The 25,424-nt window shown below is 70.9% G+C and carries 26 protein-coding genes; 6 read left to right on the forward strand and 20 right to left on the reverse strand.

The features are described 5' to 3' along the window. Window positions 1–7: 7 nt before the first annotated feature. The 4 genes from AFR_RS05980 to AFR_RS05995 all read right to left on the reverse strand — a co-directional run bounded on the left by AFR_RS05980 (window position 8) and on the right by AFR_RS05995 (window position 5,188). Window positions 8–301: a hypothetical protein gene (locus tag AFR_RS05980; protein WP_023359001.1), complete on the reverse strand. Its 294-nt coding sequence runs from the start codon at window positions 299–301 to the stop codon at window positions 8–10. Further along, window positions 298–3,090, reverse strand: a complete 2,793-nt coding sequence (locus tag AFR_RS05985) for an AfsR/SARP family transcriptional regulator (protein ID WP_023359002.1) — start codon at window positions 3,088–3,090, stop codon at window positions 298–300. The genes AFR_RS05980 and AFR_RS05985 overlap by 4 nt, the downstream gene beginning before the upstream one ends. A gap of 148 nt (window positions 3,091–3,238) precedes the next feature. Then, complete coding sequence (locus AFR_RS05990) at window positions 3,239–4,198, reverse strand: helix-turn-helix domain-containing protein (protein ID WP_023359003.1); 960 nt, start codon at window positions 4,196–4,198, stop codon at window positions 3,239–3,241. A 9-nt stretch (window positions 4,199–4,207) separates the two neighbouring features. After that, window positions 4,208–5,188 carry an alpha/beta hydrolase gene (locus AFR_RS05995; protein WP_023359004.1) on the reverse strand — a complete coding sequence of 327 codons (981 nt, stop codon included), beginning with the start codon at window positions 5,186–5,188 and terminating at the stop codon, window positions 4,208–4,210. Between the two features lie 182 nt (window positions 5,189–5,370). Here AFR_RS05995 and AFR_RS06000 point away from each other — a divergent pair, with 182 nt between their 5' ends. Continuing rightward, window positions 5,371–6,279 carry an LLM class flavin-dependent oxidoreductase gene (locus tag AFR_RS06000; protein WP_023359005.1) on the forward strand — a complete coding sequence of 303 codons (909 nt, stop codon included), beginning with the start codon at window positions 5,371–5,373 and terminating at the stop codon, window positions 6,277–6,279. 4 nt (window positions 6,280–6,283) lie between these two features. Here the strand turns inward: AFR_RS06000 and AFR_RS06005 are convergent, their stop codons facing one another. Beyond that, window positions 6,284–6,934, reverse strand: a complete 651-nt coding sequence (locus tag AFR_RS06005) for a GntR family transcriptional regulator (RefSeq protein ID WP_023359006.1) — start codon at window positions 6,932–6,934, stop codon at window positions 6,284–6,286. Window positions 6,935–7,008: 74 nt separating this feature from the next. On the opposite strand from AFR_RS06005, the gene AFR_RS06010 reads away from it, so the two are divergent. Continuing rightward, window positions 7,009–8,313, forward strand: coding sequence for an outer membrane protein assembly factor BamB family protein (locus AFR_RS06010; RefSeq protein ID WP_023359007.1), 1,305 nt, complete (start codon window positions 7,009–7,011; stop codon window positions 8,311–8,313). Window positions 8,314–8,361: 48 nt separating this feature from the next. After that, a complete protein-coding gene (locus AFR_RS06015; protein WP_023359008.1) occupies window positions 8,362–8,940 on the forward strand; it encodes a MerR family transcriptional regulator in 579 nt (192 codons plus the stop codon). A gap of 1 nt (window position 8,941) precedes the next feature. On the opposite strand, the gene AFR_RS06020 is transcribed toward AFR_RS06015, so the two are convergent. The 12 genes from AFR_RS06020 to AFR_RS06075 all read right to left on the reverse strand — a co-directional run bounded on the left by AFR_RS06020 (window position 8,942) and on the right by AFR_RS06075 (window position 19,227). Beyond that, window positions 8,942–9,148, reverse strand: a complete 207-nt coding sequence (locus AFR_RS06020) for a hypothetical protein (protein ID WP_023359009.1) — start codon at window positions 9,146–9,148, stop codon at window positions 8,942–8,944. Then, a complete protein-coding gene (locus AFR_RS46660; protein ID WP_023359010.1) occupies window positions 9,148–9,774 on the reverse strand; it encodes a prepilin-type N-terminal cleavage/methylation domain-containing protein in 627 nt (208 codons plus the stop codon). Before AFR_RS46660 ends, AFR_RS06020 begins: the two co-directional genes overlap by 1 nt. Then, window positions 9,771–10,214 (reverse strand): type IV pilus modification PilV family protein, encoded by a 444-nt coding sequence (locus AFR_RS46665; RefSeq protein ID WP_023359011.1) that lies wholly within the window; start codon window positions 10,212–10,214, stop codon window positions 9,771–9,773. The genes AFR_RS46660 and AFR_RS46665 overlap by 4 nt, the downstream gene beginning before the upstream one ends. A 12-nt stretch (window positions 10,215–10,226) precedes the next feature. After that, window positions 10,227–10,844 carry a type IV pilus inner membrane component PilO gene (locus tag AFR_RS06035; RefSeq protein WP_023359012.1) on the reverse strand — a complete coding sequence of 206 codons (618 nt, stop codon included), beginning with the start codon at window positions 10,842–10,844 and terminating at the stop codon, window positions 10,227–10,229. Beyond that, window positions 10,844–11,557, reverse strand: a complete 714-nt coding sequence (locus tag AFR_RS06040; RefSeq protein WP_023359013.1) for a PilN family protein — start codon at window positions 11,555–11,557, stop codon at window positions 10,844–10,846. Before AFR_RS06040 ends, AFR_RS06035 begins: the two co-directional genes overlap by 1 nt. After that, on the reverse strand, window positions 11,557–12,582 hold the full coding sequence (gene pilM, locus AFR_RS06045) for a type IV pilus assembly protein PilM (protein WP_023359014.1): 1,026 nt from the start codon (window positions 12,580–12,582) through the stop codon (window positions 11,557–11,559). The genes AFR_RS06040 and pilM overlap by 1 nt, the downstream gene beginning before the upstream one ends. A gap of 18 nt (window positions 12,583–12,600) precedes the next feature. Beyond that, entirely contained in the window at window positions 12,601–13,383 is a 783-nt protein-coding gene (locus tag AFR_RS06050; RefSeq protein ID WP_023359015.1) for a prepilin peptidase, read from the reverse strand. 48 nt (window positions 13,384–13,431) lie between these two features. Continuing rightward, window positions 13,432–13,911, reverse strand: coding sequence for a prepilin-type N-terminal cleavage/methylation domain-containing protein (locus tag AFR_RS06055; RefSeq protein WP_023359016.1), 480 nt, complete (start codon window positions 13,909–13,911; stop codon window positions 13,432–13,434). A 105-nt stretch (window positions 13,912–14,016) separates the two neighbouring features. Then, window positions 14,017–15,249, reverse strand: coding sequence for a type II secretion system F family protein (locus tag AFR_RS06060; protein WP_023359017.1), 1,233 nt, complete (start codon window positions 15,247–15,249; stop codon window positions 14,017–14,019). Window position 15,250: 1 nt separating this feature from the next. Further along, a complete protein-coding gene (locus tag AFR_RS06065; RefSeq protein WP_023359018.1) occupies window positions 15,251–16,387 on the reverse strand; it encodes a type IV pilus twitching motility protein PilT in 1,137 nt (378 codons plus the stop codon). A gap of 127 nt (window positions 16,388–16,514) precedes the next feature. Next, window positions 16,515–18,179 carry a GspE/PulE family protein gene (locus AFR_RS06070; protein WP_023359019.1) on the reverse strand — a complete coding sequence of 555 codons (1,665 nt, stop codon included), beginning with the start codon at window positions 18,177–18,179 and terminating at the stop codon, window positions 16,515–16,517. Window positions 18,180–18,261: 82 nt separating this feature from the next. Further along, on the reverse strand, window positions 18,262–19,227 hold the full coding sequence (locus AFR_RS06075; protein ID WP_238547238.1) for a GlxA family transcriptional regulator: 966 nt from the start codon (window positions 19,225–19,227) through the stop codon (window positions 18,262–18,264). A gap of 19 nt (window positions 19,228–19,246) precedes the next feature. Here AFR_RS06075 and AFR_RS06080 point away from each other — a divergent pair, with 19 nt between their 5' ends. Next, window positions 19,247–20,641, forward strand: coding sequence for an MFS transporter (locus AFR_RS06080; RefSeq protein ID WP_193786354.1), 1,395 nt, complete (start codon window positions 19,247–19,249; stop codon window positions 20,639–20,641). A gap of 58 nt (window positions 20,642–20,699) precedes the next feature. Beyond that, complete coding sequence (locus AFR_RS06085; RefSeq protein WP_023359022.1) at window positions 20,700–21,230, forward strand: snapalysin family zinc-dependent metalloprotease; 531 nt, start codon at window positions 20,700–20,702, stop codon at window positions 21,228–21,230. A gap of 18 nt (window positions 21,231–21,248) precedes the next feature. On the opposite strand, the gene AFR_RS06090 is transcribed toward AFR_RS06085, so the two are convergent. Both AFR_RS06090 and AFR_RS06095 read right to left on the reverse strand, forming a co-directional pair. Then, the gene (locus AFR_RS06090) at window positions 21,249–22,205 is read right to left on the reverse strand and encodes a hypothetical protein (protein WP_023359023.1); all 957 of its coding nucleotides are present in this window, start codon (window positions 22,203–22,205) and stop codon (window positions 21,249–21,251) included. After that, a complete protein-coding gene (locus AFR_RS06095; protein ID WP_023359024.1) occupies window positions 22,206–22,523 on the reverse strand; it encodes an STAS domain-containing protein in 318 nt (105 codons plus the stop codon). 104 nt (window positions 22,524–22,627) lie between these two features. Here AFR_RS06095 and fxsT point away from each other — a divergent pair, with 104 nt between their 5' ends. Continuing rightward, window positions 22,628–25,048: an FxSxx-COOH system tetratricopeptide repeat protein gene (gene fxsT / locus AFR_RS06100; RefSeq protein WP_023359025.1), complete on the forward strand. Its 2,421-nt coding sequence runs from the start codon at window positions 22,628–22,630 to the stop codon at window positions 25,046–25,048. Here fxsT and AFR_RS06105 read toward each other — a convergent pair. Continuing rightward, on the reverse strand, window positions 25,045–25,419 hold the full coding sequence (locus tag AFR_RS06105; RefSeq protein ID WP_023359026.1) for a response regulator: 375 nt from the start codon (window positions 25,417–25,419) through the stop codon (window positions 25,045–25,047). The genes fxsT and AFR_RS06105 overlap by 4 nt on opposite strands. Window positions 25,420–25,424: the final 5 nt, after the last annotated feature.

The following is a 25,424-nucleotide window of genomic DNA, read 5'->3' on the forward strand; positions in this document are numbered from 1 at the left end:
CCGGACGTCACACCGTGAACGCGGGCAGCGAGACGTTCGTGAGTACGAAAGCGGCGCCGTGGGCTTCAGGGGTCCAGCCGGCGGCCAGGGCGTGGGTCACCAGCGTCCGGACGTCGTCGGCGGTGGGGTACGGGTAGGTCTGGTTCGGGCGTTCGTGGAGGTCGGCCTGGAGCGGGCGGCTGTTCTTGCCGGCGCCCCAGGCGCGGACCCGGATGAACCGACGGGTGCCCGCGTGGCGGACCTCCCCCTTCCAGGTGAAGACCCGGCCGTCCAGGTGCAGTCTCCGCAGCCGGGATTTCATGAGCGCAGCGCCGCCTCGACCGCCGCGGTCAAGGATGTTGCCGTTGCGCTGCGGTAGGCCGCCGCGATGTCGCTGGAGGTCAGGGCTGTGCGGGCCGCGGACTCCGCTGCGTCGCGGTCGGCGGCTTCGTCGGGCGTGAAGATCGGGGCGCCGAGCGTGGACCGTTCGCGTTCGGCGACAGCCAGGAGCGTCAGGCCTTCGGCGGGCCGGGCTTCGAGGATGGCCAGCTGGGCCAGGCCCTCGATCGCGTCGACCTGGCCTTCGGCGATCTCCAGCTCGGTGTAGAGGCGCAGGGATTCGATCATCCCGGTACGGCTGGCGGTGAGGCGGCCGAGGCGGCGGTCCACGATCGACAGGTTGGCCAGGGCGGCCGCCTCGCCGCGGCGTTCGGTGATGTCGCGGAAGCCGGCCAGGGCCAGCGTGAACAGCGCCGATGCCTCGTCGAGGCGGCCCATGCAGCGCAGAGTGCCCGCAGTGTTGTTCTGCGCCGCGGCCACAGCGCGGGCGTTGCCGTCCTCGGCGGCGAGGTGCAGACTCTCGTTCCCGTACGCGAGGGAGGCCGCAAAGTCGCTCTGGCCCTGGGCGGTGATCGACAGGTTGTTGAGGGCCGCGATGACACCCGCGCGATCGTTCAGGCTGCGAAAAGTGGCCAGGCCCTGCTCGCCGAGGGCGCGCGCCGCTTCGAGGTCGCCGCTGTTGCGGGCGAGGGACGCCGCCACCCGCAGGGCCCGGCCGCGCAGCGGTGTCGCCTCGGCCGGTGTGGCTTCCAGAGCGCGGCCCAGCCAGGAGCGGCCTTCGAGCATGCGGCCGGTGATCCACCAGTACCACCACATCGCGGCGGCGATGGTCAGGCCGAGTTCGGCGTCGCCGTCGCCGTCGAGGGTCCACAGCAGGGCGGCGCGGATGTTGTCGTACTCGGCGCCGACCGTGGCGAGCCAGGCGGCGTGGGCCGGGCCCTCGACCGGGGGTGGCGGGGCCAGCAGGTCGGCCCAGAGCTGGGCGTGGCGGCTGCGGGCGCGGGCCGATTCGCCGTCGGTGCTCTCGTCGGCCAGGCGTTCGGCCGCGTATTCGCGGATGGTCTCGATCATGCGGTAGCGGCTGACGTCGGTGGTCGCGGTGCGTTCCAGCAGGGAACGGTCGACCAGTTGCAGCAGCGGGTCGAGGACGGCGTCGCCGGTGTGCGGGGCTTTGCCGTCCGGGTCGGCACCGACCTGCTGCGCCGAGGCCAGGTCGAAGCCGCCGGCAAAAACGCTGAGCCGGCGCAGCACGATCCGCTGCGGCTCGTCGAGCAGGTCGTGACCCCAGTCGATGGCGGCCCGCATGGTGCGGTGGCGCCCCTCCGGAAGCTGCCCGACCAGCAGGTCCAGGCGCCTGTCCAGACGCGACACGACCTCGGTCAGGCTCAGCGCGCGCAATCGGGCCGCGGCCAGCTCGAGAGCGAGCGGCAGCCCGTCGAGACGCCGGCACAACTCGGCCGCGACCGGCTCCTCGGCCGCGCTCAGCGGTGTGCCACCCCGGGCCGCGGCCACCCGGTCCGCCAGCAACCGGACCGCGTCGCTGCGTGCGGCCTCACGCGCCGGTGCGCCCGGCGCCGGCAGCGCCAGCCCGCCCAGCGGAAGAACGATCTCACCGGGCAGGCCGAGCGGTTCCCGGCTGGTCGTGACCACACGTACGCCCGGACAAGCCGCGAGCAACCCGTGAACAAGTGCGGCCACGTCCGCCCTTACGTGCTCGCAGTTGTCGAGCAGCAGCAGGGCCCGGTCCGAGCCCAGATGCCGGTTCAAGGTCTCCGCAATCGGTACGCCCGCAGCCTCGCGCGCCCCCACCGCGGCGGCGACGTGTGCGGTCAGCGCCTCCGCACCACTTCCGGCGGCAAGACCGGCCAGTTCCACCACGTACGCCCCGCCCGGATATTCGGTGGCCACTTCGCGCGTCATCTCGTACGAGATCCGGGTCTTGCCGCAGCCACCGGGACCGGCGACGGTGAGCAACCGTCCGGTGCCGAGGAGAGTGATGGCCCGGTCGAGCTCGGCGCGCCGCCCGATGAACCTGTTGCGACCGCCGGGCAGCCCAGGCGCCGGCGGGGTCAGCGTGGGATCGTGCCGCCGCACCGCCTCGGCGAGCGTGGCCAGCTCGGCGCCCGCCCGGGTCCCCAGATCCGCCAGAGCCGATTCGGTACGCGCAAAAACGCCGAGCGCCTCAGCCGTGCGTCCCGTGCGGTGCAGCGCCAGCATCAGCAGCGCCACCAGGGGTTCCGAGGCCGGATGCTGAGCGACCCAGCCGGTCAGCTCGGCCGTGGCCTCACCCGTGCGCCCGGCGGCCAGGGCCAGCCCGCCCCACTCGCGGCGGGCGGCGAGCAACAGCTCGGTCAGCCGCGCGGCAGCCGCGTGCACGGCCGGCCCGGCAGCCACACCGTCGAACGCAGGCCCGTGCCACAACGCCAGCGCCTCGTCGAGAAGAACCAGCCGGTCCCCGGCCGACGACAGCAGCCGCTCGAACTCGCGGGCGTCGACGGTGTCACCGGCGACGTCCAGCAGGTAGCCGGCCTGCGTCGTCCGCAGGCGATCGCCGATGGCCTTGCGCAGGCCCGACACGTACACCTGCAGAGCCGAAGCGGCCGTGGCCGGTGCGCCGTCGGGCCACACCTCGGCCACCAGCCGTTCCGCCGACATCGGATGACCGTCGGCCACCAGCAGCGCGGCGAGCAGGGCCCGATGGCGGGGCGGCAGCGGAACATCGGCGCCGGCGGGCGTCCGCACCCGGAAGGGACCGAGCAGCTCGAACCGCACCCGGCCTCCCGGTCTTCAGCGTTTCTTCGGCCGTCCCCGCGAACCTACCGCCACGATCCCGTCATCCGTACCTGCCCGAACCACCGTTTCCCCGCGGCTGACCCCACCTGTCGCGCCGGCCGGTGTGCCGGCAACCTCGCGTGATCGCTCAGCGGTGGCGGTGGAGGTGGCGGAGGGCGAGGGCGAGTTGGAGGCGGAGGCGGCCCTGGGGGTCGCGGACGTTCCAGGTCAGCAGGTTTTCGGCGTGGGTGATGCGGTCCTGGAGGGTCGAGTGGTGGATGCGGAGGGTCGTGGCGGCCGCGCGGAGGCTGATGCTCGCGGCCACCGCGTGCAGCGTCGTGAGCATCCAGGAGGCCGCCGAGGCCGCGTGTTCCAGGGCCTTCACGTCCGGCAGCGCCGACTGGTCGCCAGCTGTGGCGAGGAGGGCGAGGCCGCCGAGGTCAGCGGCGTGGACAACCTGGTCGCCGGGGTCTTCCTCGGTGCCGTCGGCGGCGAAGCGCAGGGCGGTACGGGCCGCCTCCCAGGAGGTGGGGAGGTCCAGCAGGGCTGTGGTGGGGCCGATGCCGGCTCGGCCGGTGAGGGTGGGCAGCGGACCGGACAGCACGCGGATCGCGCCTTCGAGGGCGATCACGTAACCCGTGTCCGTGAGGCCGAGGCGGCGGGCCGCCTGGAGGCGTACGTCCGGGGGAGCTGATGGGTCGACGATCAGCTCGACCGAGGCGGGGTCGGTGGCCGGGGCGCGGCCGCGGGTCCGGTCGAGGACCGCGCGGGCCGCACCGGCCGCTCTTTCCAGGATCATCGCCTCGACCGGGCCGGCGGGGCCCGGGCGTTCGAGCCACAGCGTGGCGGTGCCCGCCGGGACCGACATCCAGGTCTCGTCCGGTGCTTCCTGACGCCAGTCGGCCAGGCCCGTCTGGGTCACGCGGATGCGGACGCGGCGGGTGGGGTCGAGGAGGCGGGCCGGGCAGTCGGCCAGGACCGCCGCGCCGCGGACGATGGGCTGGAGGCCCGCGCGAGCTTCGGCCAGCGAGTCGAAGTACGAGATGACCCGCAGGGCCGCGCCCGCGTCGGCGTCGAGCGCGGCCAGCCGGACGGCGAGGTCCTTCATGGGCCGAGGTTAGACGTCCAGCAGGCGGTGCAGCCAGCGAACGCGGGCGGCCTGCGCCTCCTGGGAGATCGCCGCCTGGGGGACCATGGCGTCGAAGCCGTGGAAGCAGCCCGGCCAGACGTGGAGTTCGGCGCGGCCGCCGGCCTCCCAGATGCGGGTCGCGTACGCGACGTCCTCGTCCCGGAACGTCTCCGCGGAGCCGACGTCGATGAAGGCCGGCGGGAGGTTCGACAGGTCGGTCTCCCGGGCCGGTGCGGCGTACGGGGAGACGTCCGGCCCCCCACGCGCGTCGCCGAGCAGCGCCGTCCACCCGGTCTCGTTGGCCGTGGCGTCCCAGATGCCGCGGCCGGCCATCTGGCGGGAGGAGAATGTGTTGTTGCGGTCGTCCAGCATCGGGTAGATGAGCATCTGGCCGGCGAGGGCCGGACCGCCCTTGTCGCGGGCCATCAGGGCCAGGGCTGCCGCGAGGCCACCTCCGGCGCTGCCACCGGCCACGATCATGCGAGCGGGGTCGAAGCCGAGTTCGTCCGCGTGCGCCGCCGTCCAGACCAGGCCGGCGAAGCAGTCGTTGATCGGGCCCGGGTGCGGGACCTCGGGCGCCAGCCGGTATTCGACCGACACCACGACCATGCCGAACTCCTCCGCCCAGTCGAGCGCTTCGAGCACTCCGGTGCGGTTGTCGCCGAGGATCATGCCGCCGCCGTGGGTGAAGTAGACGCAGCCGAGGGTGCCCGTGACCGTTGCCGGACGCACGATCAGCAGGGAGATCTCGGGGTCGCCGTCGAGCCCGGGGACCGACCGTTCCTCGACCGTGAACTTGCCGTCGCGGCGCAGGTCGTCGTCGGTCGGCGCGGCCAGGGCGCCACCGGAGCGCATGGCCGGGATCATGTCCGCGGTCAGCGCGGACGGCATCATCTCGGCGATCGCCTGCAGTGCCGCACCGAGCTCGGGGTCGAACGGCGGTGGGTTGGTCTCCACGGACAGGGTCATGACCGGCCTCCTGATGTCGAGCAGATCACAACCGTGTGACCGCTGTCACCAGGATGGGCCGGGCCTGGCCGCGGCGACGAGCGCCATGTGGCGGAAAGTCCCCGCCATCCGGCGGGTACGCCGACAGCGAAAGCGGGCCGTGCGGGACTGCCGGACGCCCCGGACACGACCAGAATCGCCGGATGGCCGACTTTGCGCTCCAAGCTCAGCCCACCGACGCCGCCGACTGGCTCGACCTCGCCCGCCGTGCGGAGGCGGCCGGGTTCGACACGCTGCTGGCGGCCGATCACCCGGGTGCCTGCGCGTCGCCGTTCGTCGCGCTGGCCGCGGCCGCCGCGGTCACCACGACGATCAGGCTCGGGTCGTACGTGTCGAATGCCGCGGTGCGGGAGCCGATTCTCCTGGCCACGGACGTGGCAACGCTGGACGTCGTGTCGGGTGGCCGGGCGGTGCTGGGCCTCGGTGCCGGGCACACGCCGGCCGAGTGGGACGCGATCGGCCGCACCCGGCCGGACGTGCGGGGACGGGTCGACCGGTGCATCGCCGTCGCCCGGGCGACGATGGCACTGCTGGCCGGCGAGAAGGTCACCGTCGACACCCCGGAGCTGACCATGTACGCGGCCGAGCTGACCGAGCCGCGGCCGGTGCAGGAGCGGGTGCCGCTGACGATCGGCACGGCCAATTCGCGGCTGCTGCGCTGGGCCGGAGAGCACGCGGACACGGTGGGCCTGACCGGGTTCGGCCGGACGCTGGCGGACGGGCACCAGCACGAGGCCCGCTGGCAGCTGGCCGAGATCGACGCGCAGGTCGAGCTGGCCCGGGCCGGGGGCGCCGCGACACTGGAGGCGCTGGTCCAGCGCGTCGAGATCACCGACGATGCCGGGTCGGCGCTGGCCGAGGACGCGGGGCGGCTCGGGATGAGCGAGACCGACCTGCAGCAGGTGCCGTTCCAGCTCGTGGGCACCGAGGACGAGATCGTCGCGGCGGTGCGCGCACACCGCGAGCGGTGGGGCATCACGCGGTACGCCGTACGCCGCGCCGCGGTCGACGCCCTCACCCCGCTGCTGCCCCGGCTGGCCGCAACGGCGTGAAGCCTCAGTCGTCGAAGAGGTCCTGCTCGACCTTCGCGCGGTACTCGACGTAGATGCGCTGGTAACGCGCCAGCGCACCGGCCGTGTTGCCCGCCTCGAGCAGCTCGAGGATCTCGTCGTGGCCGGTGATCCAGGTGTCCCAGAGGTTGCTCTCGGCACTCATCGCGAGGATGCGGTTGGTGCGGGCGACCACCAGGTCGACCATCGACTGCAGCTCGCGGTTGCCGCTGGCCAGGATGGCGATGGTGCTGAAGTCGGCGCCGGCGGCGGTCGCTGCGAGCACGTTGCCCGAGCGCAGGCCTTCGACGAACTCCTTCTGACGCTGACGCATCAGGTCGATGTGGGTCTGCGTCAGGTTCTCGACGCCCCACTCGAAGCCGGCGCAGGCGAGGACGCTCATCACGTCGATGAGTTCGAGGGCGTTCTTCTGGGTCACCTTGGTGACGTGCCGGGTGCGGTTCGGGGCGATGTCGATCAGGCCCTCGACCGAGAGCTGGGCGATCGCCTCGCGCACCGGCGTGATGCTGACGCCGAGGCGGCCGGCGAGCTCAGCATCCTTGATCAACGTGCCGGGGGGCAGCTCACCGGTGACGATCTCGTTACGGAGCTGGCGGACGACCGCCGCCGTACGGGTCGGCGGGACCGTGTAGGACATACCGGCAGCCTACCCACAGTGATGATGGGCAGCGGACTGTACCCGGGGCGGGTTTTGCGAGTCATGCTGAACACGTGGCCGACGCCGTACCCCTCATTGACCTGGATGTGACGCCTCGCGCGCCGGCCGGTACGGAATCGCTGCGCCCGCGGATCACGGTGCCGCGCCCCGTCCTCGTTCTGGCCGTCCTGATCGCAGCGCTGTTCGTGCCGGCTTCGGCAGTGTCACCCGCAAGGACGATGCGGCCGGTGCTGTCTGCCGGTGGCACCGCCGCGGCGGCCTTCACCCTCGGCCCGGACGCCCTCTACACCGCCAGCTTCGGCCAGCAGAATCCGAACAGCGAATCCGGGGTTCGTCGTTATGCGCTGCCCGGTGGCGAGCAGCTCTGGGCGACGTCGCTGGCCCAGAACGTGCAGAACCTGGTGCTCGACGGCGGCATCCTGCTGGCTCGCTCCGGCGCCGACGCGCGGATGTCGTTCCTCGACATCAACGACGGCAAGGTCCTCTGGCGACTGAACGACCCCGGCACGTCGGTGGTCACCATGAGCCGCGGCCGGGTGCTGCTGCGATCGGACAACGGTGGGACGGGTACGGAATTGCGGCTCGTCTCCGCGCGTACCGGGGCGCCGATCTGGCAACGCGTGCTGGAGGGCGTCGGTGAGATCCGCAACGACGACCTGTTCGAGGACGACCCGGACCGGATCGTGGTCCTGGGTGTCGACGGGCACGTCACCACGGTCCAGTTCGCCGACGGGAGTGTGCTCGGCGAGGGTGACCTGGGCGTGCGGCTGCCGGTGGAGCTCGACGGCGCCTTCCTGGCCGATTTTGTCGGCATCACCGTCTCCGGTGACCAGCTCTACATGTCGCGCCGCGACGACGGCCGGGCCTCGCTGACCGCTTTCGGGCTGCCGGACCTGACCCAGAAGTGGCGGACGGAAGGTGGTCCCGCCGGGTTCGTGCACGACTGCGGGCCGGTGCTCTGCATCTCCGACACCCGCTGGGTGAGCGGCCTCGACCCGGGCAGCGGCGCGGTGCGCTGGTCCGATCCGGCCTGGAGCAACGCCTCACCGCTCAGCGACGGACGGCTGCTCGCCTACGGCCAGCAGGAGATCCCCGAGTCCGCGATCCTCGACGCGCGCACCGGCTCCGTCGTGCGCAAGCTCGGGCAGACGTACGTGACCGGCGGCACGGAGCTGCGCGCCGACACCCGCATCCCGGGCCGTACCTGGGTCAACGTCACCGACTCACACGCGGGGGACGGCGCGGTCCACACGGTCGGCTTCCTCGAGACGGCAGCGCCGTACGGGTGCACGGTGCTGGCGCCGTACCTGGCCTGCCCGACGTCGGCCGGACCGACAACGGTCTGGCGCATCCCCTGAGACCGAGGGCTTGCACCTGACGCCACGGAAGGTCCTAGCGTCGATCGCATGGGCACGGAGGAGACCTGGAGCGTCGGCGAACTCGCCGCGGCAACCGGTCTGACCGTGCGCACCCTGCACCACTACGACGAGATCGGCCTGGCCCGGCCGTCGCGGCGCAGTGCGGCCGGTCACCGCCGGTACACGGACTCCGACCTCCGGCGGCTGCACCGGATCGTCGCGCTGCGCGGTTTCGGGTTCGGTCTGGCCGAGATCGCGGCGCTGCTGGACGGCGCGGGGCCTGATCCCCGCGAGCTCCTGCAGGGTCAGCTCGATCAGGTACGCGACCGTATCGCCCGGGCGCGGCGGTTGCACAGCCGGATCGAGCAGGTGCTGGGGCAGTTCGACGCCGAGGGCGACCCGTCCGCGGCGACCCTGATCCGGCTGATCGAGGAGATGACCGCGGTGGAACACACCTACACACCCCAGGAGCTGGAAGCGATGGCTGCCCGCCGGCAGGAGCTGATGGCGCAGCTCAGCCCGGAACAGCTGGCCGAGATGGCGGAGACCCGGCGGCGGCTGCGGGAGAGCCTCACCCCGGAGCAGCTGGCCGAGCTGGAACGCAGCCGGCCGCGGCTGCCGCACTGAGTCAGGCGGCCGGGCCGACCTCGATCAGGAGGCGGCGGTCCACGCCGGCCTCGTCGAGGATGCGCTCGACCGCGGCTATGGAGAGCCAGTCGAGCACATCCTCGCCGTGCACGATCCTGTACCAGCGGGTCCGGCGGCGGCGCACGATCTCGACGCGCCACTGGCCGTCGGGGGTCTGCATGGCACCCTCGACCTCACCCGTGCTCATTACTTCGTGCAGACCAGCGGATATTTGGCGCGGGCCAGCGTGTTCATGGCGGTGAAGACCAGGCTGTAGTTGCGGGTCGTGCCCAGGTCGCCGAGGCCCACCGTGCTGTTCATGTTGACCGTCAGCCGGTCCAGGTCACTGCCGCCCGTACCGGCCGTGGCCAGCGTGAACGGGGTCTTGAAGGTCTTCGAGCCGTCCGCCGCGACCGTGACGTTGGCGGAGATCAGGTTGGGGGTGACCGCGGTCGCCGCGGCCGACGGGCGGGACAGCTGCGGCCACTGCCGGCGCATCAGCGTGCCGCCGTCGGCCGGCAGTGTCAGCTGGATGCACTGGTCGACGCCGTTCTCGTCGGGGATGACGAAGTCGACGGCAAAACCGCCGGTCACGGCGTACGGGTCACTGATGCGCTCGGCGTAGCGGACCTCGCGGTCGAGCTTCTCGAACGACGCCTGGATGCTGTTCTGAGCCGTCGCCGCCGACTCGGCCCGGTCGGTGGTGTGGAACATGCTGATCAGACCTTGGGTGGCGATCGCCATGACCACCGACATGACCGACATGCCGACCAGGATCTCGGTCAGCGAGAAGCCGGCGTCGTCCGCCGGGCGGCGGCGGAACCGGGCGATCACTTCGCCACCGAGTCGAAGACGGGCTCGAGTGTCGAGGTGCTGATCATCGTGGTGGTCGTGTAGCTGCACCGCTCGGGGGTGCAGCCGCGCTCGGTCCAGGTGACGTGCACGGTCGCCGGGATCAGGCTGCCCGCGGCCGGCACGTCCCACCAGCGTTTGAACGTCTTGCCGTCGGCACCCTCGGGCTGCACTTTCTCGACCTTCTCCAGGCGGTGGTCGGTCAGCCAGGTCAGCGCGGTCGCGGCCGGCTGGGACCGCAGCTGCTCCATGCCGAGCGAGGCGACCTGGATCGCGGTCTGGCGGGTGCCCTCGATGTCGATCAGGACCATCGAGCGGACGAAGAACGTGGTCACCGCGGTCGCGACGACACCGATGACGCCGAGGGCGGTGAGCACCTCCACCAGCGTGAAGCCGGCGTCTCCCGGAGCCTTCCTGGTCATGGCGTACCCCGCTCAGTCGTCTGTCGTGACGGTCGGCGCACCTGCACCGGCCGGGGGAGCGACGAACGCCTTGACGGTGAGGTTGAGGCTCATCGACTCGGGTTCGTTGCCGCCACTATCGGCATCGGACTCGGTGGTATTAGGAGCCAGGTTGGCCGAATCGATCAGGACGGCCCGGGCCTGGCCCGACTGGAGCTCGTCGAGGAACAGGCCGAGGTTCGCCGGGGTGCCGTCGGCGGTCAGGGTGATGGGCAGGGCCCAGACCCGGGCTGTCCCCTCGACCTGCACCGGGGTGCTGACCGTGACACCGCTGACGTTCACGTTGATCTTGTCGCCGGAGGACTGGAGCTGACGCAGGAAGTCCGGGACACCGGAGTCCTCCGGCAGCGCCTCCTGGTTGGTGGCGAGCGTGGCCCGCAGCGCCTTCAGCTTGGCCTGGTCCTTCTTGAGCTGGGCGATCGTCTTGTTGAGGCCGACGATCTGGTCCTGGGAGGTGCCGGTCTGCGACCGGATCTCCTCGGCCTCGGCGTACTGCGGGCTGATCAGCACGAACCAGCTGACCGCCGCGAGCAGGAGGATGACCAGGGCGCCGGCGAACATCCAGAGCCGGTCGGCGTGCCGTGCACCCATCACTTGCCTCCCGTTTTGCACGGCGCGGTGAAGCGGCCGCAGCGGGCCTCGCCGGTGATGTCGACCCGCAGGCTGAACTGCAGGTTGTCGTCGTCACTGCCCTTGGTGGCACTGGTCAGGTACGGGTCGGCGACCACCGTCTGGGTGCTCAGCGCGTCCACGAACTTGGCGATCGTGTCCTTGTCGGGCGCGGTACCGGTCACGATCAGCGAGCCGATCGACGTGCTGCCACTGGTGCTGGGCAGGTCCGCGGCCGTGTCGGAGGCGCTGGCGTTGGTGGCGTTGAGGATGCCGTTGACCCCGGTCACCTCGATGCCCGACGCCGTACCGGTGGTGCGCAGCGTGTCCAGCAGCGAGGCCCACGGCAGGTCGTTCGCCATCAGCGTCCTGAGCTGCTTGGTGATGTTCTTCGTCTGGTTCTGCACTTCCACGACGTCCGCATATTTGTGCTGGTCGCGCTGCAGGTCGGTGACCTGGACGGTGACCTCGGACAGCTTGTCGTCGGCCAGCGTCGTCTGGTGCCGGGCATAGGCGAACCAGGAACCGAGCAGCCCGGCGACCAGCACGACCACGACGATCACCCAGGCCCGGGTACGCCGTGCGCGCCGCCCCGCGATGACCTCCTCGGGCAGCAGGCTCGCGGAGATGGTGAGAAGCCGGGTGACCCGCTGCGGTGAGACCGCGGGGTCCAGGGGCATCAGGGTGGTGGCCATCAGGCTGCCGCTCCCAGGGTCAGGCCGATCGACACCGCTGCCGATGGCACGAAACTGTCGAAGCCGCGCTGGCGGGCCCGGCGTGTGTCACGCAGGCGGCCGGCGGCGTCGGCGTACATGACCTGGACGCCGAGTTGTTGCTGGACGTGTTCGGCGAGCCCGGGCATCAGGGCGCTGCCACCGCAGAGGGAGACCCGGGTGACCTGCTTCTGCCGTTCGCCGGAGGCCAGGTAGGTGAACGAGCTCCGCAGCTCGTTGACCAGCGGCCGGATCGCGTCGGCGGCCGCAGCCGCCGTGTCGGGCCGGCCGTCGCCGTGCAGGCCGTACCGGCACTTGAGCGCCTCGGCCTCGGGCGGCGTGATGCCGAGCCGGGTCGCGATGCTCGCGGTGATCTCGACACCGCCCCGCGGCACGGTACGCACGATGAGCGGCTCACCGTCGGCGTGCACGACCACGCTGGTGACCTCGGCGCCGATGTCGACGATGGCCTCGACCTGGGCGTCCAGCCGGGAGGCGGCACGCAGCATGGCGAAGGACGCGAGGTCGACGTCGACGACGTGCAGCCCGGCCCGCTCGACCGCCTGGACCAGCGACATCACGGCGTCCTTGGGCATGGCGATGAGCAGCCCGCGCACGGTCGGGCTGTCACCCGGCTCCTCGAGCGGGCGGAAGTCGAGCAGGGAGCGTTCGACGGCCAGCGGCAGCATGTCGCGGACCTGGAACGGCAGCGACTTGCGCATCTCCTTGGCCGGCAGGTTCGACACCGACATCTCGCGGACGACGAGCTGCGGGTTGGTGACGCCGAGCACGACCTGCTTGGTGTTGAACTTGCAGGCGGCCCAGAGTTGCTTGAGCGCCGAGGTGACCGCGACCGGGTCCTCGAGGATGCCACCCTGGACGGTGCCGGGCGGCAGCGGCACCTGGCCGAAGTTGGTCAGCGTGTACTCGTCCTTCGCCCGCTTGACCTCCACGGCTCGGATGGACGACGAGCCGATGTCCAGCCCGATCGGATTGACGCTAGCCATCGGTTTTCCTTCCTTGCCTCAGGCGGTGGGGATGAGCAGGGACGTGTACCAGCCGGCGATGGGCGCCGCGGCGAAGACCGCCAGGAACGCACCGGCGAGCATGTAGGGGCCGAACGGGATGCGGGTCTTGCGGCCGGCGACCTTGAGCAGCATCAGCACCATGCCGACGATCCCGCCGAGCAGGAACGCCGAGAACGTGCCGACGGCCACCCAGCTCCAGCCGAGCCAGCCGAGGTAGAGGCCGAGCAGCGGGGCGAGCTTGACGTCGCCGCGGCCCATCCCGAAGAGGCTGATGATCTCGAAGACGATCCACAGCACGCCGGCGGCGATCAGGGCGCGGGTCGCGGCCCCCCAGCCGTCCTCGACGATCATCGCCGGGAGGAACAGCAGCAGGGCCACGGTGTAGGACGGCAGGACGATCTGGTCCGGCAGGCGCAGCACGTCCAGGTCGATCGCGGCGAGCGCGATCGCGACGGCCGCCAGGTACAGGTACGCGGGCAGCACCCACGACCAGCCGAAGCGGGCGGCGACGGCCACGAAGAGCAGTGCCGTGCCGGCCTCGACGAGCGGGTACCGGGCACTGATCGGTGCCTTGCAGTCGGCGCACTTGCCGCGCAGCAGCAGCCACCCGAGGACGGGGATGTTGTGCCGGTTGCGCACCTCGTTGCCGCACTGCGGGCAGTGCGAGCCGGGCCGGACCAGGGACTCGCCCCGGGGCACCCGGTAGATCACGACGTTCAGGAACGAGCCCACCGCGAGACCGAGCAGGCCGACGATGCTGAGCAGCAGGGGCTGCGGCATGTCGGGCCCTCCTCGATCTCGCGGCAGGTGTTCGGGCGTTACGGAAGGTCAGCCACAGGTGGCGAAGTTGGCGGTGGTGATGGCCGTGGAAGCCGCGACCGAACCACCCTTCGAGCTGTCGTACAGGTAGTACTTCTTGCTGCCGCCGGCGTTGACCGCGCAGAGCTTGTACGAGAGCTTGTCGGTGCTCAGGTGGTACTGCAGCGTGGTCTTGTCGGACACGGTGAACTTCTGGGCCGAGCCCGTGGCGAGCTCCTTGCTCGAGGTGGCGCCGGCCGAGTTGTCGACGGTGACGTCGGCGGCCGGGTACGCGTTGCCGTTGTCGGTGTAGAACTGCTCGACCGCGCTGACCGCACCGCGGACGTCGGACTGGGCCGACTTGTCCGCCGCGCCCTGGCGGTAGTTCAGGTAGACCGGGACAGCGATCGCGACCAGCACGCCGATGATGACCACGACGACCAGGAGCTCGATGAGGGTGAAGCCCTCGTCCTGCTTCTTGGCGCGCATCCGGGCGATGATTTCCTGCATTGGGGGTGCCTCCGTTGTGGCGTCAGGGGTGGGGCGGGGATGGGGTGTTCCGGGCTCGGGTGCCCGACGTCGACCGGAGACCGGTCGTTTCCTGCTTCCAGGGCGTCAGTTGCTCTGGATGTTCTGGTAGATGGTGAACATCGGTAGGTAGAGACAGATCACCATTCCGCCGACCACGGCTCCCATGACGAGGACCATGATCGGTTCGATCGAGGCGGTCAGGGACTCGGCGGCGCTGTCGACTTCCCTGTCATAAAAATCGGCAACCTTGTCGAGCATCTGACTGATTTGACCGCTTTCTTCGCCCACTTCGATCATCTGGGTGACCATCTCGGGGAAGACCTTGTGCTGGCGCATGGCCGAGGACATCGGCTGGCCGTCGCGGACCGCGGACTGCACGTCGCGCATGGCCCGGTTGATGACCTCGTTGCCCGTGGTCTCGCCGACCACGGCGAGCGCCTGCATGACGGGTACGCCGACGTTGAGCAGCAGACCCAGGTTGCGCGAGAACCGGCTCATCGCGAGCTTGCGGAAGAGCGGCCCGAAGACCGGCATCCGCAGCTTCAGCTTGTCGACCGAGAGCCGGAAGTCCTCGCTCTCGCGGATCCTGCGCTTGTAGGCGACCGTTCCGGTGATGCCGACGGTCAGCACCAGCGGCCCGATCCACCACATGTTGTGGCTGGCGTCGACCAGGAACTGCGTGATGGCCGGCAGTTCACCGCCCAGGTTCTTGAACATCTGCTCGAAGATCGGGACGATGAAGATCAGGACCGCCGCGATGAGCACAAAGGTGAAGCTCAGCACGATCGCGGGGTAGGTCAGCGCACTCTTGATCTTGCCGCGGAGCGCGGTGTCCTTCTCCAGGCTGGCCGCGATCTGCTCGAGGGCCTGGTCGATCATGCCGCCGGCCTCGCCGGCGCGGATCATCGCGATCATCAGGCGCGGGAAGACCTTGTCGTGCTTGGCCATCGCCGACGACAGCGACACACCACCGGCCACATCGGTACGCACCTCGCCGGTCGCCTTCTTCAGCGTGACGGCGGTGGTCTGCTCCTCCAGGATGGCCAGGGAGCGCAGCAGCGACATGCCCGAGGCGGTCATCGTGGAGAACTGGCGCGAGAAGACCGCGAGGTCCTTCAGCTTGGTGCGGTTACCCAGGCCGGGGATCTTCAGGTCCTTGTTGAGGCCCTGACCGGCCGCGCTCATCTCCAGCGGGACCTCACCGCGCTGACGCAGCAGGTGCGTCGCCGCGATCTCGTTCGCCGCCTCTACCGTGCCCTTGGTCTTGCGGCCCGAGGCGTCGATGCTGTTGTAGTGGAACGTCTTGGTCGCCGGCATGTCACATCCGTCCGATCAGGCGCTTGAGCTCTTCGTGGGAGTGGCAGATCTCGAGGGCGGCCTGCATCGTGACCAGCCCTTCGCGGACGCGTTCGGCCAGGTGCTGGTCGAAGGCCAACATGCCGTCGTTGCCGCCGGCCTGCATGAAGGACGGGATCTGGTGCGACTTGCCCTCGCGGATCAGGCTCCGGATGGCGGGCGTGGCGGTGAGGATCTCGCAGATCACCATCCGGCCCTTGCCGTCGGCCCGGGGCGCCAGCGCCTGCGTGACGACGCCCTGCAGACTCGCCGCGAGCTGCGCGCGGATCTGCAGCTGCTGGTGCGGCGGAAAGATGTCGATGACCCGGTCGATCGTCTGCGTCGCGCTCTGCGTGTGCAGGGTCGCCAGGACGAGGTGACCGGTCTCCGCGGCGGTCAGGGCCGTCGCGGTCGTCTCGAGGTCACGTAGCTCGCCGACCAGGATGATGTCGGGGTCCTGGCGCAGCGCGTGCTTGAGCGCCTGCGGGAAGGTCTCCGTGTCGGAGCCGACCTCCCGCTGGTTGACCAGGCTGCGCTTGTGCGGGTGCAGGAACTCGATCGGGTCCTCGATGGTGATGATGTGCGCCGACCGGCTGCGGTTGGCCAGGTCCAGCACCGAGGCGAGCGTCGTGGTCTTGCCGGAACCGGTCGGGCCGGTCACCAGCACCAGGCCGCGGGGCAGATGGGCAAATCGGGAGACCGAGTCGGGCATACCGAGCTCGTCCAGCGGCTTGATGGCGTGCGGGATGGCCCGGAACACCGCACCGCACGAGTTGCGCTGGATGTAGAGGTTGCCGCGGAACCGCGAGACGCCGACGATGCTGTGCGCGAAGTCCATCTCCTGCTCGCGCTCGAACGTCTTCCATTGCTCGGCGGAGACGGCGGCGCGGGCCAGCAGGGCGGTGTCGGAGCTGTTGAGCTTGCCGTACCCCGGGAGCGGGCGCAGGCTGCCGTCGACCCGGATCATCGGCGGGGAACCGACGGTCAGGTGCAGGTCGGAGCCGCGGGACTCGACCAGCGTGACCAGCATCTGGTCGAGCACGGCCAGGTCGTCCGACCCGGGCACGGTCGTGTCCACCGGAGCCGCCTGGTGCGGTACCTCTTGGTCGAGCGTGTACATGGGCTGCACCGGCAATCTCCTGGTGATGTCTGACGCCTCCTCATTCGGCATCGCGATCCGCTGGTTTAGGACCTGTTCCGCCAGAAATGTGCGGGACGCCGACCGGCGGAGTACGCTTCGACGCCGCTCAGATGGCGACGCGCGAGACCTCGCGGATCGAGGTGAGGCCGCCGGCCGCCTTGGCCAGGCCGTCCGAGCGCAGCTCGTACATCCCCTGGGCGAGCGCCACCTCGCGGATCTCGTTCGAGGAGGCGCGGCGGATGGTCAGCGACTCGATCTCCGGCGAGATCGGCATGACCTCGTGCAGCGCGATCCGGCCGCGGTACCCGGTGTTGGCGCAGTTGCGGCAGCCGACCGGCCGGTAGAGCGCCTCGGGAATCTTGAGGTCGTGCAGCGGCCAGCGCGCACCCTCGAGCTCCTCCTCGGTCGGCAGGTAGGCCTCCTTGCACCAGTCGCACAGCCGGCGTGCGAGCCGCTGGGCCAGCACGCAGTCCAGCGACGAGCCGACCAGGAAGGGCTCGATGCCCATCTCGGTGAGCCGGGTGACCGCGCCGGGTGCGTCGTTGGTGTGCAGCGTGGAGAGCACGAGGTGACCGGTGAGGGACGCCTCGACCGCGATCTGTGCCGTGTTGCCGTCCCGGATCTCACCGATCAGCACGACGTCGGGGTCGGACCGCAGGATCGCCGGCAGCACGGCCGCGAAGGTCAGTCCGGCCTTGGCGTTGACCTGCACCTGGTTGACGCCGCGCAGGCGGTACTCGACCGGGTCCTCGACCGTGATCACGTTGATCTCCGGCTTGCTGATGCGCCCGAGCGTCGCGTACAGGGTGGTGGACTTGCCGGAACCAGTCGGACCGGTGACCAGGAGCATGCCGTGGGGTTTGGTGAAGGACTCCGCGAAGCGGGTCAGGTTGTGCTGGGTGAAGCCCAGTTTGGCCAGGTCGAGGTCGATGCCGCCGGTGTCGAGCACGCGCAGGACGATCTTCTCGCCCCACACGGTCGGCAGCGTCGCGGTCCGCAGGTCGACCTGGCGGTCCCGGATCAGGACGGTGATGCGGCCGTTCTGCGGGATGCGCTTCTCGGTGATGTCGACGCCGGACATGATCTTGAGGCGCGAGGTCAGCGCGGCCATCACGCCGCGCGGCACGGTGTCCAGCTCGTGCAGCACGCCGTCGATGCGGTAGCGGACCCGCATCTCGTCCTCGGTCGGCTCGAGGTGCAGGTCGGAGGCCCGGTTCTGGACAGCCTGCTCGATCAGGTTGTTGACGTAGCGCACGATCGGCGCGTCGTCCGAGCTGGTGGCCTGGGCGGCCATCGGCAGGTCGTCGAGGTTCTGGTCGGCCAGGTCGCCGAGGTCGCTGTCCTCGCGCTGAAGCCGCTCGATGATCCGGCGGACCTCGCTGCGGGCCACCACGACGGGCCGGATCGTCATGCCGGTCGAGGCACGGATGTCGTCGAGCGCGACCACGTCACCCGGGTCGGTGACACCGACGACAAGCTCGCCGTCGGACATCGACAGGCCCAGCACGCGGTGACGCAGCACGACCGGCAGCGGGATGCGCTTGAGTGCGGCCGGGTCGGGGGAGAAGCCGACGAGGTCGAGGGTGTTGATGCCGAACGCCGTCGCGGCAGCCGAGGTCAGCTGCTCCTCGGTGACCACCTGGTCGTTGATCAGGACCGCTCGCACGGACCGCCCGCTGCGCTGCGCCTCGTCGGCAGCGGCGTCGACCGCGACCGGGTCGATGCCGATCTGCTTCAGCGCGTCCAGCAGGGGACGGAAGGTCTGGTCCATGACATCCTCAGGGAAACGTACGTTCGGGGTACGTCTGTCCCATCGGATACTCAAGGCCGTTCCTGAGGCCGTTGGTGACGGGTTATGTCTGGCGGAACGTCCTGCGGTAAGTGCTCGGCGGCACGCCGATGGAGGCCTGCAGGTGCTGCCGCAGGGCCGTGGCGCTGCCCAGCCCGGAGCGCCGGGCGACCACGTCGACGGCCAGATCGGTCGCCTCGAGCAGCAGCCGGGCGTGCGCGACCCGCTGCTGGAGCAGCCACTTCTGCGGGCTCAGCCCGGTCTCGTCCCGGAAGCGCCGGGTGAAGGTGCGCACGCTCATCCGCGCGTGCCCGGCCAGCTGTTCCAGGCTGACCTGCTCGGCCAGGCGGTTCAGGGCCCAGGCCCGCGTCAGCTCGGTGCCGCTGCCGTGCGCCGCCGGGACGGGCTGCTCGATGTACTGCGCCTGACCGCCGTCGCGCCACGGCGGCACCACGCAGCGGCGAGCGGCCTGATTGGCGACCGCGGTGCCGTGGTCCTGGCGGATGACGTGCAGGCACAGGTCGATCCCGGCGCCGACTCCCGCCGAGGTCAGCACGTCGCCGTCGTCCATGAAGAGTACGTCGAAGTCCCAGTTGACCTGCGGGTAGAGGCGTACCAAGCGCTTGGCCCAGGCCCAGTGGCTGGCCGCGGTACGCCCGTCGAGCAGACCGGCGGAGGCGAGCACCGAGGCGCCCGTACAGATGGAGATGATCCTGGCGCCACGGGTGTGTGCGGCGCGGAGGGCGTCGACGACCTCGGGATCGACGAGTCCGGTGGTCATCGTCGGGCCGCCGCTGACCCCGGGCACCAGGACGGTGTCGGCGGTCGCCAGCGGGGAGAGGTCGTGATCGGGCACGACCTGGAAGCCGCCGCGCTCGGGCCGGACCGGCCGGCCGCCGACACCGCAGGTGGTGACCGAGTAGAACGGCGTGTTGTCCGCGGCCCGGGCGGCGCCGAAGACCTGGGGCGGCACACCGAGGTCAAAACCGACCACGCCGTCGAGCGCCAGCATCGCGATCGTATGGGTCATGGCCTGATTCTTGCGCATCATGGCCTCCCGGCCACTCGTCCGTCCGGGCCGCGCTCCGCACAATGATCGGGTGACCGTTCGCCGCTTGCACCCCGCCTGGTACGTCGCCGCCATCGCGTTCATCGCCCTGGTCGGCGCGGCCGGCTTCCGCGCCACGCCCTCCGTGATGCTCCGCCCCCTGAACGAGGAGTTCGGCTGGTCGCTCGGCACGATCTCCGCGGCGGTCTCGGTCAACCTCCTCCTGTACGGCCTGACAGCCCCGTTCGCGGCCGCTCTGATGGAGAAGTTCGGCATGCGCCGGGTGATCGCGGGTGCGCTGCTGCTCGTCTCGGCCGGCAGCGGCCTGACGGTCTTCATGCAGCAGAGCTGGCAGCTGATCCTGTGCTGGGGTGTGCTCGTCGGGCTCGGCACCGGCTCGATGGCGCTCGGCTTCGTCGCCATCGTGGCGAACCGCTGGTTCGTCGCCCGGCGTGGCCTGATCACCGGTGTGCTGACCGCCGGTGGCGCGGCCGGGCAGCTCGTCTTTCTGCCCGTGCTGGCCCGGCTGACCGACAGCCAGGGCTGGCGGGTGGCGGCGCTGACGGTCGCGGCGGCGGCGCTGATCGTCGTGCCGCTGGTCTGGTGGCGGCTGCGGGACCGGCCGGCCGATCTCGGGGTGACCGCGTACGGCGCCGGGCCCGACGACGTGGCTTCACTGCCGGTGGTGGCACCCGGCAGCGCCGCCCGCAACGCCCTGCGCGCGCTCAAGGACGCCGCCAAGACCCGGCCGTTCTGGCTGCTCGCGGGTGGTTTTGCGATCTGCGGTGCCACCACCAACGGGCTGGTCGGCACCCACTTCATCCCGGCCGCGCACGACCACGGCATGACCGAGACGACCGCCGCGAGCCTGCTGGCCCTGGTCGGCCTCTTCGACATCGCCGGCACGATCGCCTCGGGCTGGCTCACCGACAGGGTCGACAGCCGCTGGCTGCTCGGCGGCTACTACGCGCTGCGGGGGCTGTCCCTGCTGGTCCTGCCGTCGCTGTTCGCCGCAACCGCCCACCCCAGCATGGTCATCTTCATCCTCTTCTACGGCCTGGACTGGGTCGCCACCGTGCCGCCCACGGTTGCCCTGTGCCGCGAATACTTCGGTGCGAGCGGTGCCGTGGTCTTCGGCTGGGTCTTCGCCTCCCACCAGTTCGGCGCGGCGATCGCGGCAACCGCGGCCGGCCTGGTCCGCGACCAGCTGGGCAACTACGACGCGGCCTGGTACGGCGCCGGCGCGCTCGCACTGGCGGCGTCCCTGCTCTCGCTGATGCTGCTCATGGGCAAGCGCCGCAAGGACATCGGCCCGGCCGGACCGGGCATCGGCCTGGCCTTCCCGCCATCACACGGCCAGGAGGCAGCAACCGGTATGACGGACCTGCATCGATAGGCGTCTCTTTCTGGCTACGGTGTGGACAGCCGTCCACCACCCCAGGGAGGTCCCCCCGATGCTGCGTCAAAGACTGTCCGCCGCGCTGCTGGCCATCGCCATGCTCGTCGGACTGCAGGTCGCCACCACCGGTCCGGCCGCGGCAGCTCCGCGGATCCTGTACTACGACGCGAGCCAGGCGCAGGAGTTCAAGGCCGTCGTCGCGCAGGGCGCGCAGATCTGGAACAGCCGGGTCGCCAACGTCCAGCTCCAGCCCGTCCCGGCCGGCCGGACCCCGAACATCCGCGTCTACGCCGACAACGGCTGGCCGCGGACGTACTCGACGTCGCTGGGCAACGGCCGCTGGTACATGGGCCGCGAAGCCGTGAACGACGGCTACTACCAGCCGCGGATCGCGGCGCACGAGTTCGGCCACATCCTCGGCCTGCCGGACCGCCGCACCGGCCTGTGCTCGGACCTGATGTCGGGCAGCAGCGCCCCCGTTTCCTGCACCAACCCCAACCCGAACTCGACCGAGGCGTCCACGGTCAACAACCTCTTCCGCTCCGCGGCCGCCGTACCCGCCCGCGAGTTCACCTGGGTCGGCTGACGCAGCGCCGGGGCCCGGTCAGAACAGTCCGGGCTCCGGCTCGTCCTCGAGTTGCCACAGCCGCAGGACGTTCTCCCCGTAGTCGACGGTCAGCCAGCGACCGGGCGCGTCGGCCGGATAGATCGAGTTGTGGGTCATCTCGTACGGGTACAGCATCGTGGCCCGGTAGCCCAGCGTGCTCGTGGACAGCAGCAGGTGATCCTCGAGATCGGTGTCGAAGTCGTCGGTGTTGACCGCGACCAGCACAAAATCGTCGGACACGACGGTGGCGGCCTCGAGCAGGATCAGGTCCTCGCCCAGCTCCGGCAGACCGGGCACGTCCTCGATGGCGTGCTCGGCCACGACGGCGTCGGTGGCGACCTCGCGGATCGACAGCTGCTCGTCGTTGTGGGGCGTCGAGAAGTAGAGCTCCCCGGCACGCAGGAAGCCCGTGACACACTCGCCGGCCAGCTCGCGCAGCACGATCTTCCCGCCGTCGAGGCGGACCAGCCAGCTCTGGGAGCCGTCCTGACCCATGGCCACGTGCAGCCCGGTCCACTCGCCACCTGCGTGCCGGGTGAACAACGCGCCGCCGTGGGTCGAGTCCAGCGGCACCCGGTCGATCTCACGCCCGGTGGCGGCCTCGACGGCCAGCAGCTCGTCGGCGGGCGGCAGGTGGACCCACAGCACGCCGTGATCATCGAAGTGGGGGTCCGGCCGCCCCGCACCGAAGGACCGCCGCCACCGGATCTGCCCGTCCCGCTCCAGGGCGATCAGCTCCTGGCCGGTGCCGACGGCCAGCAGGGTGTCGTCCGCGGCGGCCTGCATGTCACGGTCGCCGGCCGGCAGGCCGACGGTCGCCAACGTCCGCAGCTCGGTGTCGAGCACGGTCAGAGCGGGCGTCTCCGGCTGGGTGACGACCCAGCCGGCCCCGGCGATCGGCTCCACCCAGCGGAGCCCGGGCACGGTCGTCTCGGCGATCAGTCGGGGACGCATCTACTCGGTCAGCTCGACAACTTCGAGCAGACCGCTGAGGACCAGGATCTGGCGGACACCGCGGCTGGGGTGGGCCAGGCGGAAGGCGATGTTCGCGTCACGGGCCCGCTGGAAGCCGAAGATCAGTGCGCCCAGGCCGGTCGAGTCGATGAAGGACAGGTCGGAGAGGTCGACCACGACGGTGCGGGGACGGCTCTCCAGGGCCTCCACCAGCGCGACGCGGACCTGGTCGACGGTCAGGACGTCCACTTCGCCGCGCAGGTTCACGGTCACCACGTCGGCTTCGCGGACGAGACTCGTTACGGGTTCCTCGGACACCGGGGCCTTTCCGTTCGGCGACAGCTTCCGCTGTGGTGACGATTCCACGTACGGTAATCGGCACAACGACAGTAGATGGCCGAGTCACCAGGTGGGAGGGCGGCGTGCCGATCCGGGGCAATCTGCCGCCGCGCAATCCGCGTTTTGTCGGGCGGGAGGGACTTCTCGCCGACGTCCGCGGGCTGCTCGGCAACGGCCCTGTGGTGCTGCTGCCGGCACCCGAGCACCAGCTCGGCGGCACCGGGCGCACCCAGCTCGCCGTGGAGTACGCGTACCGGTACGCCGACACGTACGACCTGGTGTGGTGGATTCCCGCCGAGCAGACCGCCGGCATGCGGGCCGCGCTGGTCGGGCTGGCGCAGGAGCTCAAGCTGCCCGAGGCGCGCGACATCAACCGCACGCTCGGCGCGGTCCGTGACGCGCTGAGCCGGGGCGAGCCGTACCGCAACTGGCTGGTCGTCTTCGAGAACGCCAACCGCCCCGAGGACATCAAGCCGTACCTGCCGAGCGGTGCCGGGCACGTCCTGGTCACCTCGCGCAATCCGCGGTGGACGTCCGAGGTCGCGCAGGCGGTCCCGGTCGCCGTTTTCGACCGCGGTGACAGTGTCGACTTCCTGCAGCGCCGCGCTACCGACCTGTCCGCCTCCGACGCCGAGCGGCTGGCCGAGCGGCTCGGTGACGTTCCCATGGCGCTCGACCTGGCGGCCGCGGTCCGCGCCGCGGCGGGCTGGAGCATCACCGAATATCTCCGCCGCTACGACGAGCGGGCGGCCGAGCTGGCGTTCCCGACACCGATCCGCATCGCCTGGGGTCTGGCCGCGGACGCCCTGGGTGAGGCCTCACCACCGGCGTTCGAGCTGCTCGAGCTGTGTGCGTTCCTGGCCAGCGCGCCCGTGTCGTGGGAGCTGCTCTGGGCGGCCCGCGGTCAGGTCGGCGCCGAGCTGGCCCGCACGGTCCGGATCGAGCGGCGCCTCAAGGCCGCGTTGCGCCTGATCGGCCGGTACGGCCTGGCCGACCTCGATCCGCCCGGCGCCAGTGTGCTCGTGCACCCGCTGGTCCGGGGCATGCTCGGCCAGCAGCTCAGCTCAGAGCGGCACGCCGCGCTGCTGCACTCGGTGCGCGCGATGCTCGCCGCCGCCGACCCCGGCGACCCGGACAACCCGGCGCACTGGTCCCGGTACGCCGCGATCGTCCCGCACCTGGTCCACTCCGACGTCCTCGGCGGCGACGCCGAGGAGATCCGCCAGTTGGTGATCAACTGCATCCGGTTTCTCTACGCCCGCGGCGACTGGGACTCGAGCCGGGACCTGGCGACCCAGGCGGTGGCCCGCTGGCGTGACAGCCTGGGCGAGACCGACGAGCAGACCTTGCTGGCGTCGTTCCACCTGGCCAACGCGTTGCGTGCGGTCGGCCGGACGGCGGACGCCCGCGCCCTGAACGCACAGACGCTCCGCTCGCAGCGTGACGTGCTGGGCGACGACGACGAGACCACGCTGGCCACGGCCAACAGCGTCGGCGCTGACCTGCGCATGCAGGGCCACTTCGGGCAGGCCCGGCAGCTCGACGCGGACAACCTGGTCCGTTACCGCCGGCTGTTCGGTGAGAGCTTCCCGACCGCCCTGCGCTGTGCCAACAACCTGGCGGCCGACCTGCGCCTGCTCGGTGACTTCCGGGGCGCTCGGGCGCTGGACGAGCAGGTGCTGCGCCACCGGCAGATGATCTTCGTGGAGGGTCACCCCGAGACCCTGTCCTCCCGGGCCGGGCTCGCCTTCGACCTCTTCGGCCTGGGTGACTACGCGGGCGCGACCGAGCTGCTGAGCAACGGCCACGCCGAGGCGCTCGGCGCCGACCACCCGATGGCGCTCTGGGCCGGGCGCTTCGCAGCGATCGCCGCCCGGCGCTGCGGCCTCCCGCAGGCCCGGCAGCTGGCCGAGACCAACGTGGAGCTCTACCGGCAGAAATTCGGCGACCTTAACGTCGAGACACTCGGCGCGCTCGTGTCGCTGGCCAACTGCGCCCGCGACGACGGTGACCTGGACGAGGCGCACCGGCTCCTCGAACGCGCCGTCGCCCGATACCACGCGGTGCTGGGTGACGAGCACCCGTTCACCCTGGCCGCGGCGGCCGACCTGGCCGGTGTCGTCCGCGCCACGGGCCGCTTCGCCGAGGCCCGCACGATCGACGCCGAGGCCCTGGGCGGCCTGCGGCGCAGTGTCGGCGCCGACCACCCGTTCACGCTGAGCTGCGCCAACGGCCTCGCCGCCGACCTGGTCGCCACCGGCGAGGCGCAGCAGGCCCGCGAGATCGCCGGCGACACCCTCGTCCGCTCGCGCGCCCTGCGCGGCGCCGAACACCCCGACACGCTGGCTTGTGCGTTCAATGTGGCGCTGGACGCCGGTGACGAGCCGTCGATGCACCTCGCGGTGGAGGGTCTGGAGAAGGTCTACGGCGAGGACCACCGTCTCCTGGCCCGCGCCGCCGAGGGCCTGCGCCTCGAGACGGAGATCGAGCCCCCGCCGCTCTAGCCGGTGTTCCGGGCGAGCAGCACGCGAGCTCGGCTCAGGAGCTCGGCCGGATGGAACGGCTTGCCGAGGTATTCGTCGGCACCGGCCTGCCGGGCGGCGTCCTTCTCGGCGGGGTACTGATGAACCGACAGGATCAGGATGGGCACGTCCCGGGTCCGGAGGTCGGCGCGGAGCCGGCGGCAGACCTCGAGACCGTCGATCTCGGGCAGGGCGGGGTTCATGACCAGCAGGTCCGGCGCCTGTTCGAGGGCCTGCTCGAGGGTGTCGGTGCCGTTCCCGGTGACGCGGACCTCGTGCCGCGCACGCTGGAACAGCCGCCGGAGGACGTCCTGCAGGTCGAGGACATTTTCGGCGACGAGGATGTCGGCCACGTGAG

It is taken from the genome of Amorphoplanes friuliensis DSM 7358, from assembly GCF_000494755.1.
GTDB lineage: Bacteria > Actinomycetota > Actinomycetes > Mycobacteriales > Micromonosporaceae > Actinoplanes > Actinoplanes friuliensis.